The organism is Streptomyces sp. NRRL S-87 (assembly GCF_000719335.1).
In the GTDB taxonomy this organism is placed as follows: Bacteria; Actinomycetota; Actinomycetes; order Streptomycetales; family Streptomycetaceae; genus Streptomyces.
Genome location: NZ_JOGB01000062.1, coordinates 1 through 13,990 on the forward strand (window position 1 = coordinate 1; position 13,990 = coordinate 13,990).

The 13,990-nt window shown below is 71.8% G+C and carries 10 protein-coding genes; 5 read left to right on the top strand and 5 right to left on the bottom strand.

The window, feature by feature from the left end; genetic code table 11:
* Window positions 1–121: 121 nt before the first annotated feature.
* The gene (locus IF43_RS0129410) at window positions 122–877 is read left to right on the top strand and encodes an SDR family NAD(P)-dependent oxidoreductase (protein ID WP_030207541.1); all 756 of its coding nucleotides are present in this window, start codon (window positions 122–124) and stop codon (window positions 875–877) included.
* A 57-nt stretch (window positions 878–934) separates the two neighbouring features.
* Here the strand turns inward: IF43_RS0129410 and IF43_RS0129415 are convergent, their stop codons facing one another.
* From IF43_RS0129415 to IF43_RS0129425, 3 genes are all read right to left on the bottom strand, one after another.
* Window positions 935–1,618, bottom strand: coding sequence for a polysaccharide deacetylase family protein (locus IF43_RS0129415; protein ID WP_030207544.1), 684 nt, complete (start codon window positions 1,616–1,618; stop codon window positions 935–937).
* Window positions 1,619–1,688: 70 nt separating this feature from the next.
* The gene (locus IF43_RS0129420; RefSeq protein ID WP_030207550.1) at window positions 1,689–4,418 is read right to left on the bottom strand and encodes an HAD-IC family P-type ATPase; all 2,730 of its coding nucleotides are present in this window, start codon (window positions 4,416–4,418) and stop codon (window positions 1,689–1,691) included.
* Window positions 4,419–4,485: 67 nt separating this feature from the next.
* The gene (locus IF43_RS0129425) at window positions 4,486–5,571 is read right to left on the bottom strand and encodes a polyphosphate kinase 2 family protein (RefSeq protein WP_078910557.1); all 1,086 of its coding nucleotides are present in this window, start codon (window positions 5,569–5,571) and stop codon (window positions 4,486–4,488) included.
* Between the two features lie 815 nt (window positions 5,572–6,386).
* Between IF43_RS0129425 and IF43_RS43770 the strand changes: the two genes are divergently transcribed.
* Window positions 6,387–6,722, top strand: a complete 336-nt coding sequence (locus tag IF43_RS43770) for a hypothetical protein (protein WP_324605139.1) — start codon at window positions 6,387–6,389, stop codon at window positions 6,720–6,722.
* 69 nt (window positions 6,723–6,791) lie between these two features.
* On the opposite strand, the gene IF43_RS0129435 is transcribed toward IF43_RS43770, so the two are convergent.
* Entirely contained in the window at window positions 6,792–7,985 is a 1,194-nt protein-coding gene (locus IF43_RS0129435; protein ID WP_030207556.1) for an RtcB family protein, read from the bottom strand.
* A 171-nt stretch (window positions 7,986–8,156) separates the two neighbouring features.
* Here IF43_RS0129435 and IF43_RS0129440 point away from each other — a divergent pair, with 171 nt between their 5' ends.
* The 3 genes from IF43_RS0129440 (at window position 8,157) to IF43_RS0129450 (ending at window position 12,088) form a co-directional block, all read left to right on the top strand.
* A complete protein-coding gene (locus IF43_RS0129440; protein WP_063753418.1) occupies window positions 8,157–9,137 on the top strand; it encodes a hypothetical protein in 981 nt (326 codons plus the stop codon).
* A gap of 228 nt (window positions 9,138–9,365) precedes the next feature.
* Window positions 9,366–10,100 carry a hypothetical protein gene (locus tag IF43_RS0129445; RefSeq protein ID WP_030207562.1) on the top strand — a complete coding sequence of 245 codons (735 nt, stop codon included), beginning with the start codon at window positions 9,366–9,368 and terminating at the stop codon, window positions 10,098–10,100.
* Between the two features lie 116 nt (window positions 10,101–10,216).
* A complete protein-coding gene (locus IF43_RS0129450) occupies window positions 10,217–12,088 on the top strand; it encodes a DUF2637 domain-containing protein (protein ID WP_030207565.1) in 1,872 nt (623 codons plus the stop codon).
* Between the two features lie 74 nt (window positions 12,089–12,162).
* Here the strand turns inward: IF43_RS0129450 and lysS are convergent, their stop codons facing one another.
* Window positions 12,163–13,899: a lysine--tRNA ligase gene (gene lysS / locus IF43_RS0129455; protein WP_030207571.1), complete on the bottom strand. Its 1,737-nt coding sequence runs from the start codon at window positions 13,897–13,899 to the stop codon at window positions 12,163–12,165.
* Window positions 13,900–13,990 lie beyond the last annotated feature (91 nt).

Here is a 13,990-nt window from a genome sequence, read left to right on the forward strand (position 1 = left end):
CCGCCCGCCCACCCCCTCACACCTATGCTGGCGACACACGGACCTTCGACCACGTGACCGAGCGAACCCGCGACCGCACGTGACCGAGCGCAGCACGCGAACCACCCACCGAGGAGTACGCATGACCACCCGCACGGCCGTCGTCACCGGAGCCAGCAGCGGAATCGGCGCCGCCACCGCCCGGCAGCTCGCCGCCGCCGGGTACCACGTCGTCCTCACCGCCCGGCGCAAGGACCGCATCGAGGCCCTCGCCGCCGAGCTCACCGCCGCCGGGCAGCAGGCCACCGCCCACGCCCTCGACGTCACCGACCGCGCCGCCGTCGACGCCTTCGCGGCCTCCCTCGACCGGTGCGACGTCCTCGTCAACAACGCCGGCGGCGCCCTCGGCGCCGACCCCGTCGCCACCGGCGACCCCGCCGACTGGCGCACGATGTACGAGGTCAACGTCATCGGCACGCTGCACGTGACCCAGGCCCTGCTGCCCGCCCTGGTCGCCTCCGGCGACGGCACGGTGGTCGTGCTGTCCTCCACCGCCGGCCACGCCACGTACGAGGGCGGCGCCGGCTACGTGGCCGCCAAGAACGGCGCCCGCGTCCTGGCCGAGACCCTGCGCCTGGAGATCGTCGGCCAGCCCGTCCGCGTCATCGAGGTCGCCCCCGGCATGGTCCGGACCGAGGAGTTCGCCACCACCCGCTTCCGGGGCGACGCCGAGAAGGCCGCCAAGGTGTACGCGGGAGTGGCCGAGCCCCTGACCGCCGACGACGTCGCCGACACGATCACCTGGGCCGTCACCCGCCCCTCCCACGTCAACATCGACCTCCTGGTGGTCCGCCCCCGCGCCCAGGCCTCGAACACGAAGGTCCACCGCGAGCTCTGACCGCCGCAGCCGGCACCCCGGCGCCTGGGACGGCAGCACCCCGGAAGACCTCACGTCTCAGGAAGGCAGCACCCGGGAAGACCTCAGGTACGGCATGAGGGCCGCGGGCCTCAGCCCCGCGGCCCTCGCCGCGTCCAGCGCCCGCCGCAGGTCGGCCCCGAGCCCGGGAGTGAAGTGCAGCAGCACGATGTCACCGGACCGCAGCGCCGGCGTCGCCGGCGGGGTGTCCCCCCAGGTCGTGAAGTCGTACGTCCACGTCACCAGGGCCTTCGCCCCGCACGCCTTCGCCGCCAGCCGCACGGTGTCGTCGTACGCCCCGTACGGCGGCCGCACCAGCTTCGGCGACCGCCCGAAAGCCGCCGCCACCTGCTCCTCCGCACCGCACAGCTCGGCGTCCTTCCCGGCCGCGTCCAGGGCCGTCAGGTCCGGGTGGTTCACGGTGTGGTTCTCCACCTGCACCCGCCCCTCGGCCACCAGGCCCGTGAAGTAGCCGGCGTCGTACGAGAAGGCCCCCGGCAACAGGAACAGCGATGCCGGCACCCGCCCCTCGACCAGCGTCCGCGCCACCTCCGGGTCGTGGTACCAGCCGTCGTCGATCGTGATGAACACGACCTTGTCCGCGGTCGGCACGTGCGACACCACCGGCGGCAGCCCGGCGGGCCGCGCACCGGCCGACCCGACCGCCCCGAGGCTCAACCCCACCGCCGCGAGCAGGCCCACGACAACCCGAGATCTCCACATGCCGCACACCTTGGTCTAGACCAAGAGGTGCGGTCAATACCCGTACCCCAAAGGGAAGTTGCCGCTCCCCTCAATCAGACCGCGCCCGCGCCCGCCGCGCCAGCAGCTTCCCCAGCTCCCACAGCCCCAGCAGCGCGAGCGCGGCCAGCAGTGCCCAGCCGAACTGCCGCGCGTCGATCTCGGTCGTCCCGAGGAGGCGGCGGAAGCCGTCCATCTGGGTCACCAGCACCGCGAGCACGAACTGGGCCAGCGCCACCCAGTTCATCTGCCTGCTGTCGAAGGTGGACGGCGACAGCACCGAGTCCGTCTCGCTGCGGCACTCGAACGCGGCAACGATCAGGCACAGCGCGAAGGCGGTGAACGCGATCGACTGGCCCGTCCCCGTGCTGTCGTAGCGGGCCTCGCCGAGCTTGATCAGCCCCAGCAGCATCACGGTGATCGCCAACCCCGCCAGCCCGACCGTGACCAGCACGGGCCGGGTCAGCACCGACTCCCCGCGCGGCCGCGGCCTGCGCCGCATCAGCCCGGGGCTCTCCTGGTCGAAGCCGAGCGCGAACCCGAACGACGCGTTGACGACGAAGTGGATCCACAGCACCTGCGGCGGGGTGAAGGGCTCGCCCGCGGCGATGTTGAAGACGGTGGCACCGAGGAAGGTCAGGACGAAGGTGACCAGCAACAGGAGCACGAACCGGATGTACTTCGTGAGGTTGTCGTAGATCCTCCGGCCCTGCTCGACGGCGTAGACGATGGTGGCGAACCTGTCGTCGGAGAGGATCATGCGTCCGGCGTTCTTCGCCACGTCCGTGCCGCTGCCCATGGCGATGCCGATGTCGGCGGCCTTGATGGCGGGGGCGTCGTTGACGCCGTCCCCGGTCATCGCCACCACGTCGCCCTTCTTCTTGAGCGTGTCGGCGAGCAGCACCTTGTGCTCCGGCGCGACGCGCCCCACCACCCCGATGCCGTCGATGCGGGCGAGTTGCTCCTCCTCGCTCATGGCGGCGAAGTCGGCCCCCAGGATCGCCTCGCCCGGGATGCCGAGCTGCCGCGCGATCGCCGCGCCGGTGGTGACGTCGTCACCGGTCACCATGCGGACCCGGATGTGCCCCGCCTGCGCCCCGGCCACGGCGGTCTTCGCGTCCTCGCGGGGCGGGTCGACCATGCCGACGAGACTGGTCATCCGCAGCTCCGTCACGTACCCCAGCAGGTCGCCACCGGGATCGAAGTCGGCCGGGTCCAGATCGCGCGTGGCCGCGGCCATCACACGGCGGCCCTCGCCACCCATCCGCTCGGTCTGCGCCTCGGCGCGCGCGGACAGTCCGGCGTCCCACGGGACGGTCTCGCCCGCCGCGAGCGCGGTGGCGGCCCGCGCCACCACCGCCGGCACCGCACCCTTGACGAAGCACCGGACGACCTGCCGGCCGGAGGCGTCGACCGCCGAGTTGAAGGTGGCCATGAGCTTGTAGTTCGGGTCGAACGGCAGCGTGGCGAGCCGGGGGAGGCCCTCCCTGGTGGTGTCGACGTCCAGCCCCGCCTTGTGCGCGAGCACGAGCAGCGCGCCCTCGGTGGGATCGCCCACCACCTTGCCGTCGACCAGCTTCGCGTCGCTGGCCACCACGTACGGCAGGATCGCGTCCTCGATGCCGGCGGAGGAGCCCGCGGCGTGGTGGACCTTCCCGTCGAGCCCGTAGCCCGTGCCCGAGACGGTGTACCGGTCGGTGGGACTGACGACTTCGACGGCGGTCATCTGGTTCATCGTCAGGGTGCCGGTCTTGTCCGAGTTGATCGCCGACGTGAACGCCAGCGTCTCGACCGACGGCAGCTCCTTGACGATGGCGTTCCGCCTCGCCAGGTTGAGGCTGCCGACGGACAGGATCGCCTGGGTCACGGTCGGCAGGGCCTCGGGGATCGCGGCGATCGCCAGCGACACCGCGCTGACGAACAGCACGTCCCACGCCTGGTCGCGCTGCCGCCCCAGCACGAACATCACGATCATGGTCAGGCCCGCCGCCCCGGTGATCCACAGCGTCAGGGTGTCGAGCTCCCTGGTGAGCGGCGGCACCTCCTTCTCCGTGGTCGCCAGCATCCCGGAGATCTTGCCGACCTCGGTCGCGGCACCGGTCGCGGTCACGACGAGCACGCCGCTGCCGTGGGTGACCGGGGTGTTCATGAACGCCATGTTCGTCCGGTCACCGGGCGCCGGCCGGGCTCCCCGGAGCACGTCGACGTCCTTCGAGGCGGGAACGCTCTCACCGGTGAGCGCCGACTCGTCGATCTGCAGGGCGTTGGCCTCGATGATGCGCCCGTCCGCCGCCACCTGGTCCCCGGCGGCGATGAGCACGACGTCACCGACGACGAGCTCCTCGGCGGGGATCTCGGCCTCCGTGCCGTCCCTGCGGACCCGCGCCGTCGCCTTCATCATCGACTGCAGCGCGTTCATCGCGCTCTCGGCCTTGCCCTCCTGGCGCAGGCCCACGACCGCGTTGAGCAGGGTCAGGACGATCAGCAGGATCGCGGTGGTCCACTCCTGGATGAGCAGCGAGACGACCGCCGCGGCCACCAGCACGATCTGCATGTAACTGCGGTACTGCCGGAGGAAGCGGCGCCAGGTCGGCAGCCCCTTCTCCTCGGGCAGCGCGTTCGGGCCGTGCGCGGCCAGGAGCTCCGCGGCCCGTCCTGCGGAGAGGCCGACCGCCGGATCGACGGCGAACGCCGCCACGACCTCTTCGGCCGTGTGCGCGTACCAGCCGTCGTCCCCGGGGGCCGGGGGCCGTTCCCCCGCGGAATCCGAACGCACCGTCATCGTCCTGCCTCCGATCCGCGGCCGCGGGTGCGGTGGCCCCCGGGCCGATCACGCCACTCCGAAAGCCCTAGCCCCGCCTCTTGCCGGACCGACCCTTCCCCGACCGACCCTTCCCCGACCGCCCCTTCCCCGACCGACGCTTCCCCGACCGACCCGCCTCTGACCGACCCGCCTCTGACCGGCCCTGCTCGGGCCGGCCCTGCTCCGACCTGCCCTGCTCCGCCCGGTCCTCGTACGGATCGGCGGCGGCCCCCGCCGGAGCCTCCCGCTCCAGGTCCCGCTTGGTGGCGAGCAGGTCCTTGCGCGCCGCCTCCCCGACGTCGGGGTACTGCGGATCGATCTCCATCAGGGTGTGCGCGAGGATCGCCGCCGCGCAGATCCGCGCGAACCACTTCCGGTCGGCCGGCACGACGTACCAGGGCGCCCACGTCGTACTCGTGGCCGACAGCATGTCGGAGAACGCGTGCTGGTAGTGGTCCCAGTGGCGCCGCTCCCGGACGTCGGCCGCGGAGAACTTCCAGTTCTTCTCCGGCCGGTCGATCCGCTTCAGGAAGCGGATGCGCTGCTCCTCCTTGGACAGGTTCAGGAAGATCTTCACCACCGAGAACCCGTTGTCCGTGAGGTACCGCTCCCAGCGGTTGATCTCCCGGTAGCGCCGGTCCCACACGTCCCGGCCGTCCTCGACCTCCGGCAGCCGCTGCCGGACGAGGTTCTCGGGGTGGACGCGCACGACGAGGACCTCCTCGTAGTGCGAGCGGTTGAAGATGGCGATCTCGCCGCGCGCGGGCAGGCGTTGCGCGTAGCGCCACAGGTAGTCGTGGTCGAGTTCCTCGGCGGAGGGCACCTTGAAGCTGCTGACCCGTACGCCCTGGGGGTTCACGCCGCTCATCACGTGGCGGATCGTGCCGTCCTTGCCGCCGGCGTCGAGCGCCTGGAGGCAGAGCAGCACGCCGTGGGTGTCCTGGGCCGCCAGCCGCTCCTGGTACTCGGCCAGCAGCGACACCCCGGCCTGCAGCAGCTCGACCCCGTCCTGCTTCTTCAGGCCCGCCTTGTAGCGGGGGTCGAAGTCCCGCCCCAGGCGCACGTCCGACCCCGGTTCCACCCGCAGGGGCGCGATGAAGTCCGCGATGCGCTGGGCTGTCTCGTCCGACATCACCTATCAGCCCCTCGCTGGTCAGGGGAGAGTACGGGGCGGCCGGGCCGCCACGCCCTACGCAGACGGCCCAGGGACCGGGACGGTCCCGCCGCGGACGCGACGGGACACCCTCGCGCTCAATTGTGTGCTCGCCCGTGCAAGATCGCCCGCTCAGCGATCGGAGGAGCGGATTCCGCCGCTCGTTCGAGCGAAGTACGCGCGAGCGCCCTTCCGACCCCCGAACCCGGCCCTAGCGTCGGCCCAAGACCCGAAACGGCCCCCGACCGGGACGGCCATCCCGGACCGAGGGCCTCACCACCAGGAAGTTGGCTTCCCATGGCTGAGCAGGACCCTAGCGCCCCCGTGCGCTTCATGGACCTCCAAGACTCCCACTACGCCTACATGTTCGGCTTCCTCCAAGCCGATGGACACCTGGCCCGGGGGACGGGTCAGAAGGGCAGGCTGACCGCCGAGATCAACGCGCGGGACATCCACATCCTCCACGAGTTCCAGCGGCTGACCCCGTACTACAGCTCCGTCACGGAGCGGGTCCGCACCACCAACTTCGCCGAGCAGCACCCCTCGGCCACGTGGACCCTGTGCGCACTCGAAGCCAGGACCGTCGTCAACGAGCTCGGGATCCCCTACGGCAAGAAGTCACGGATCGTCCGGCCGCCCCGCATCGAGTTCTCCCGCCCGGACTACCTCCGCGGCCTCATCGACGCCGACGGATCGGTCGGCTGGCCGCTGACGGCTGGCCGTTCCTCTCGTTCTCGTCCGCGAGCACGGCCACGGCCGCGTACCTGTGCCATTACGGCAAGAGGATCACCGGCGTGGAGCGCACCATCAAGCGCAACACGCGCGACGGGGTCTACAACGTCGTCTACTTCAAGGAGCAGGCACAGCAGCTGGCCGAGCACCTCTACTACCCCGGCTGCCTCGGGCTGGAGCACAAGAAGGCCAACGCGGCGGCCATCCAGACCTGGGTGCGGCCCGCCGAGATGAGGATCGCGCCGCCCCGCCGGCGCTGGACCCCCGCCGACGACCGCGAGCTCCTGCGGCTCGACGACCCCGCCGCCGCAGCCGTCGCGCTCGACCGCACCGAGCAGAGCTGTCACATGCGCCTGTGGCGCCTCCGCACCGGTCAGGCCCCCGCGCCCGCCGACTAGCCCGGACCGAAGACCGGAAACGGGGTTGCCGCGAGCGCGGCAACCCCGTTTCGGTTTCGGTTCCTGCGCTCAGCCCTTGACGCAGATGATCTGCTTGATCCTCGCCACGACCTCCACGAGGTCGCGCTGCTGCTCCATGACCTGCTCGATCGGCTTGTAGGCCGCCGGGATCTCGTCGAGGACACCGGCGTCCTTACGGCACTCGACGCCCCTCGTCTGATCCTCGAGATCCCTCACCGTGAAGCGCCGCTTCGCCGCAGTGCGGCTCATGCGCCGGCCGGCGCCGTGGGAGGCCGAGTTGAACGCGTCCTCGTTGCCGAGCCCCTTCACGATGTACGAGCTCGTGCCCATCGATCCCGGGATGATCCCGAAGTCCCCCCGGCCGGCCCGGATCGCGCCCTTGCGGGTGACCAGGAGGTCCATGCCGTCGTACCGCTCCTCCGCCACGTAGTTGTGGTGGCAGCTGACCTCCATGTCGAAGGTCACCTTCGCCTTGCGGAACTCCCGGCGGACGACCTCCTTGAGCAGGCTCATCATGATCGCGCGGTTGTACTTCGCGTACTCCTGCGCCCAGTACAGATCGTTCCGGTACGCCTCCATCTGCGGGGTCTCCGCGATGAACACGGCGAGGTCGCGATCGACCAGGTTCTGGTTGTGCGGAAGGCTCCTCGCCACGCCGATGTGGTGGTCGGCGAGCTCCTTGCCGATGTTCCGCGAGCCGGAGTGCAGCATGAGCCAGACCGAGCCCGCATCATCGAGACAGACTTCGATCAGGTGGTTCCCGGATCCAAGCGTCCCGAGCTGCTTCCCAGCCCTCTCACGACGGAATTTGACCGCCTCGGCAACGTAGTCGAAGCGCTCCCAGAGGTCGTCCAGGCCCCCCGCCCGGAACCCGTACAACCGCCCCGGGTCCACCGGGTCGCGGTGCATGCCCGCGCCGACCGGGATGGCCTGCTCGATCTTGGAGCGCAGGCGCGAGAGGTCGCCCGGGAGGTCGTTCGCCGTCAGGGAGGTACGGACGGCGGACATGCCGCAGCCGATGTCCACGCCGACCGCCGCCGGGCAGACGGCGTCCTTCATGGCGATGACGGAGCCGACGGTCGCGCCCTTGCCGAAGTGGACGTCCGGCATGACGGCCAGGCCCTTGATCCAGGGGAGGGTCGCGACGTTGCGGAGCTGCTGCATCGCGACGTCCTCCACCGTGGCGGGATCCGTCCACATGCGGATGGGGACGTTCGCCCCCGGCACCTCTACATACGACATACCGTGCTCATTCCCCCGGAATTGATCAGAAGTCTAGAAAACGCAAAAACCTCGCTCTTGGGCCCGAAAGAGACATCGGACCAGCGTCGGCGCGTGTGCGTGCGATAGACATTGTGTCCAGCCGCCGCCGGAGGGCGGCAACCGCTTTTCCGCCCGAAGGGAGCCCCCCGAGTGCCTCGCGAGACGCAGCGCGACCGGCGACGACGGAAGGCCGTGCTGCCCGGCCTCGCGGTGCTCGCGGCCCTGGCCGCCGGGTGCAGCGCGGGCGCGGGCGCCGACGGCACCGGGACCGACCCCAAGCCCGGCGAGACCCCCGTCACGCAGGCCGCGCCCGGCAAGTACAGCGTGCTGCCCGAGCCCTGCTCGTCCGTCGGGTCGCGCCGGCTGAAGTCGATGCTGCCGAGCATGTCGTCCCTCACTTCCGAGCAGCGCGAGGAGCTGTACGCGGGCACGGCGGACGTCTCGTACGACGGCGACCGCCGCGTCGGCTGCCGCTGGAAGGCGGAGGCCGAGGACGCGACGCGACTGCTGTCCGTGGGGTACGAGCGGGTGGTCGCCTACGACCCGTCGACCAGCGACGACGACAAGGCGCAGGAGGTGTACGTACGCCAGCTGCAGGCCGCGCACCTGACCCTGCCGACCCCGACCACCGCGGCCACCGCTTCGGCGACCGCGTCCGCCCCCACCTCGGTCACCGCCCCGACGGCAAAGGCGTCCGGCGCCCCCGGCGCGGCCGGTACGCCCGCCACGTCGGCCGGCACGGCCTCCGGCAAGCCGCCCGGCACCGGCCAGGCAGCGGGGACAGCCCCCGGGACCTCGGCCGCGCCGGGCAAGGGCTCCCCGAGCGGCACGCCGTCGGCCCCCACCAGCACGGGCCCCGGCACCGGCGAGGACGAGGGCGACGACGAGTTCCTGGGCTCGCGCGTGCTGGAGGACCTGGGCGACGAGGCGTTCCTGGAGGACCGGCTCAACCCGGCCGGCCCGACGTCCCAGGCGCGGACCGTCCGCATCGTCTTCCGCTCGTCCAACGTGATCGTGACGCTCGAGTACGCGGTCCAGCCGATCCTGCCCGGCGCGGTCCCGGACGCGAAGCAGACCCAGCAGCGTGCGCTCCAGCTGGCCTCGCAGCTCGCCGACGAGCTGACCGACTGACCGGCTGACCGGCTGGCCGACTGACCGGCTGGCCGACTTGATGGCTGGCCGACTTGATGGCTGGCCGACTGACCCCCTGACCCACTGACTCCCTGACCCACTGCCGACCCACCACCCGACCGGCCTGCAACCGTCCGCGGTTGCAGGGGCGTGACCTCACGCACACGCGTCCGTGGCCCGCTCGGGCTACCGTTGCCGGGTCCCCGCAGACCACTGAGTGAAGGAACCATGCACCGATCAGCCTCGCGCCTCACCCGCCTCATCGCCTGTGCAGCCGTCCCGGTGATCCTGGCCGTCTCCGGCTGCTCCTCGGACTCCGACTCGGGTACGGGCTCCGGCGCTGACGGCGGCAGCAAGTCCGACGGGGGCTCGGCCTCGGCCCCCACCGCCAAGCCCACGCCCACCCTGGAGAAGGTGGCGTTCGCCAAGCTGCCCGAGCCGTGCAAGACGCTCGCCGCGAAGACGATCGGCGCGCTCGTGCCCGAGGCGAAGGACGCGGACGGTACGGCCGCCAAGTCCAACGACCTCTCCAGCCGTGCCACCTGCTCCTGGAACGGCCTCGACGAGGACGGCCTGAAGGGTTCCTCGTACCGCTGGCTGGCGGTGTCGATGGCCCGCTACGACTCGCACGAGTCCCTGGGCGGCGGCAACAAGCGCGCCGCCGAGCAGTACGCGAAGCAGGTCGAGGCGGCGAAGACCGCCGAGGGCGCGACGGGCGTCCAGGCGCAGCCGGCCTCGGGCATCGGCGACGAGGCGACGACGGTGGTGTCGAGGGCGAAGAAGCAGGTTGACTTCTTCAACCAGACCGTCGTCGTGCGCACCGAGAACGTCGTGATCACGCTGGACTACAACGGCGCCTCCTACGAGGGCCAGAAGGCGCCCGACACGGCGAAGCTCCTCCAGGACGCCGTCGCGGCGGCCAAGGAGGCGGTGGCCTCGGTGGCCGGTGCCAACAAGCAGTGACCTGTCGGTAGTCGTCCGTAAGCAGCTGTGTTCCTTGTGGGGCCTGGCGGTGTGACGTACGGCGGGCATGTGCCAGGCTGTGCCCGCCAGGCTCGAAGGTGGGGAGGGGATCGCGGGTGGCCGCGATGCAGCTGACACGGACGCACCGGATTCTCATCGGTGTCGTCATCGCCGGTGCCGTGGTGATCGCGGGCATCGGTTTCGCGGGCTCGTACGCCGCGGTGCGCGCCCTCGCGATCAAGAAGGGCTTCGGGGACTTCTCCCTCGTCTTTCCCATCGGCATCGACGCGGGCATCTGCGTGCTGCTCGCGCTGGACCTGCTGCTGACGTGGATCCGGATCCCGTTCCCGCTGCTGCGGCAGACGGCGTGGCTGCTGACGGCGGCCACGATCGCGTTCAACGGTGCGGCGGCGTGGCCGGACCCGCTCGGCGTGGGCATGCACGCGGTCATCCCGGTGCTGTTCGTGGTCACGGTGGAGGCGGCCCGGCACGCGGTCGGGCGGATCGCGGACATCACCGCGGACCGGCACATGGAGGGCGTGCGCCTGACGCGCTGGATGCTCTCGCCGTTCCCGACGTTCAAGCTGTGGCGGCGGATGAAGCTGTGGGAGCTGCGCTCGTACGAGCAGGCGGTCGGCATGGAGCAGGACCGGCTGATCTACCAGGCGCGGCTCCAGGCGCGGTACGGGCGGGCCTGGCGCCGGAAGGCGCCGGTGGAGGCGCTCATGCCGCTCCGGCTGGCCCGGATCGGCGTCCCGCTCGCGCAGACCGCGCCGGAGGGCCTGGCCGCGGCGGGCATCGACCCGGTGCTGCTGCCCCCGGCGAAGCCCGCGGTCGCCGCGGGCGAGCCGGCCGCCGTGGCGGGCCCCGCCGCGGCCGCGGCCCCGGTCGGGGCCGCCGACGGCTCGCGGCCGGCGCTCGCGGCGGGCGCGGCGGCACAGCTGCCCGCGCTGGACCTCGCGCAGCTGGCCCAGCTGGCTCAGCTCGCTCAGATCCAGGCACTGGCCGCGCAGCAGGCCGAGCAGCAGGCCGAGCAGCCGCAGGCCGACCAGCAGGTCCAGCCGCCGCAGGCCGCACCGCAGACCCGGCAGCCGCAGGCCGCACCGCAGGGCCGGCCGCAGCCGGCCCAGGCGGGACAGCCCGGCCCGCACCCGCAGGACGCCCGGCAGCCGCAGGCACCGGTCCGGCCGCAGCAGCCGCAGCAGGCGCAGCAGGCCGGTGGCCGCCCGGGCATACCCGTGCAGGGCGCCCCGCAGCAGGGCGTGCCCCAGCAGCAGGCCGCGCCCCAGCCCGCGACCGGCCACCAGCAGTCCGCCGGTCCGCTCCCCCAGCCCGCACCGCAGGGCGGCCCCGTCGCCCCGCAGGGTCCGCAGGGTCCGCAGGGTCCGCAGGGTCTGCAGGCACCGCAGCCCGGTGCCGAGCAGGGCGTCTGGGCCGGGCCGCCGTTCTCGATCCCGGCCGACCAGCTGGACCCGACGCAGATGCCGGCCGCGCACGGCAGCTCGTGGTTCGCCGGCCCGACGGCGCCGAAGGGCGCGTACCAGGGCGGCTACAACCCGCAGTTCGTCGAGGGTCTCGAGCCGCACCCGGTGGCGCCCCCGATGGGGCCGGAGGCCGCACCGGAGCAGGCCCCGGTTCCGCTGCCCACCCCGAGCGGTGCCGAGCCGGACCGGGCCGCTCCCGCCCCCGAGCAGGGGCGCGCGGAGAACCTCCAGGGCGTCCTGGACATGGACCTGTCCGACGAGTCCGGGGCCGGCGCCGAGGACTCCGTCCAGGCCGGTGACGCCGAGTTCCAGGAGCTGGCGTACAAGGCGTTCAAGGCGTTCGTGGACGAGTACAACAACTACCCGTCCACCGAGGTCCTGGAGATACACCTCGCGGACATCCACGGGGTGACCCACCCCCGTGCGGCGAGCATGCTGCGCCGGATGCTGCCCTACATGAAGCAGCGCCACCAGACGGAGCTGGAGAACGAGCACATCGCCTGAGCCGCACCGGCTCCGGGAACGGCCGAGGGCCCGCACCCCAGGGGGTGCGGGCCCTCGGCCGTCGTGCGTAGCGATCAGGCGGCCAGCAGCTTGCGCACCCGGTCGGCGCCCACCGCCAGGAGCAGCGTGGGCAGGCGCGGGCCGGTCTCGCGGGTGACGAGCAGGCGGTAGAGCAGCGCGAAGAACTGCCGCTGCGCGACCTTCAGCTCGGGCGTCGGCTTGGCCTCCGGGTCGAGCCCGGCCATGACCTTCGGCACGCCGTAGACCAGCGTCGTCAGGCCGTCCAGCGACCAGTGCGTGTCGAGGCCCTCCAGCAGGAGCGCCAGCGAGCGGCGTCCCTCCTCGTCGAGCGAGCCGAGCAGTTCGGCGTCGGGCTCGTCGCGGACCAGGGTGCGCTGGTCGGCCGGAACCTGGGTGGTGATCCAGTTCTCGGCGCGGTCCAGGCGGGGGCGGACCTCGTCGAGGGAGGCCAGCGGGTTCGCCGGGTCCAGGTCGGACAGGATCCGCAGCGTCTGCTCGTCGTGGCCGGCGGTGATGTCGACGACGGACGCGAGGGTCCGGTACGGCATCGGGCGCGGGGTGCGCGGCAGCTCGTGGGAGGCGACGCGCACGGCACGGGAGTGGGCGGCGGCGTCGGCGGGCAGCACGGAGCCGTCGGCGACCTTGGCCTCCAGCTTGTCCCACTCGTCGTACAGCCGCTGGATCTCCTGGTCGAAGGCGATCTTGAAGGACTGGTTCGGGCGGCGGCGGGCGTAGAGCCAGCGCAGGAGCTGCGGCTCCATGATCTTCAGGGCGTCGGCCGCGGTCGGGACGCCGCCCTTCGACGACGACATCTTGGCCATGCCGCTGATGCCCACGAACGCGTACATCGGGCCGATGGGCTGCTGCCCGTCGAAGATGTGCACGATCTGGCCGCCGACCTGGAACGAGGAGCCCGGCGAGGAGTGGTCCACGCCCGAGGGCTCGAACACGACGCCCTCGAAGGCCCAGCGCATCGGCCAGTCGACCTTCCAGACCAGCTTGCCGCGGTTGAACTCGGTCAGCTTGACCGTCTCGGTGAACTCGTCCTCCGTGCAGACGTACGTCAGCTCGGTGGTCTCGTCGTTGTAGGAGAGGACCTTGGTGAAGTCCTTGTTGCAGGCGCCGCAGTAGGGCTTGTACGGGAAGTACTCCGCGCCCTCGGCGCTGCCGTCGTCCTCGTTCGCGGCGCCCGAGCCCTCGGCGGCCTCCAGCTCGGCCTCGTCGACCGGCTTCTGGCCCTGCTTCTTCGCGGCCTTGGGCTTGGTGCGGTACTGGGCGAGCACGGCGTCGATGTCGCCGCGGTGCTTCATCGCGTGCAGGATCTGCTCGCGGTAGACGCCGGTCGTGTACTGCTCGGTCTGGCTGATCGGGTCGTACTCGACGCCCAGCTCGGCCAGGGACTCGACCATGGCGGCCTTGAAGTGCTCGGCCCAGTTCGGGTACGGGGAGCCGGCCGGGGCCGGGACCGAGGTCAGCGGGCGCCCGATGTGCTGGGCGTGCGACTCCTCGGTGACGCCGGGGATGCCCGCGGGGACCTTGCGGTAGCGGTCGTAGTCGTCCCACGAGATGAGGTGGCGGACCTCGTACCCGCGGCGGCGGATCTCGTCCGCGACCAGGTGCGGGGTCATGACCTCGCGCAGGTTGCCCAGGTGGATGGGGCCGGAGGGGGACAGACCGGACGCGACGACGATCGGTTTGCCCGGCGCACGGCGCTCCGCCTCGGCGATGACCTCGTCCGCGAAACGGGAGACCCAGTCGGTCTCGGTGCTGCTCTGGGCGCTCTGAGCCACGACACGTCCTTCTATCTCGTACTGCTCGTACTGCTTGGCTGGGAACCATTCTCCCAGACGGAGTCCCCGCCCCCGGGGTTGCTTTATATGC

Excerpts from the sequence above, each read along its gene's own strand:
- IF43_RS0129410 (WP_030207541.1), top strand. The coding sequence starts at position 122 with ATGACCACCCGCACGGCCGTCGTCACCGGAGCCAGCAGCGGAATCGGC.
- IF43_RS0129415 (WP_030207544.1), bottom strand. The coding sequence starts at position 1,618 with ATGTGGAGATCTCGGGTTGTCGTGGGCCTGCTCGCGGCGGTGGGGTTG.
- IF43_RS0129420 (WP_030207550.1), bottom strand. The coding sequence starts at position 4,418 with ATGACGGTGCGTTCGGATTCCGCGGGGGAACGGCCCCCGGCCCCCGGG.
- IF43_RS0129425 (WP_078910557.1), bottom strand. The coding sequence starts at position 5,571 with ATGTCGGACGAGACAGCCCAGCGCATCGCGGACTTCATCGCGCCCCTG.
- IF43_RS0129435 (WP_030207556.1), bottom strand. The coding sequence starts at position 7,985 with ATGTCGTATGTAGAGGTGCCGGGGGCGAACGTCCCCATCCGCATGTGG.
- IF43_RS0129445 (WP_030207562.1), top strand. The coding sequence starts at position 9,366 with ATGCACCGATCAGCCTCGCGCCTCACCCGCCTCATCGCCTGTGCAGCC.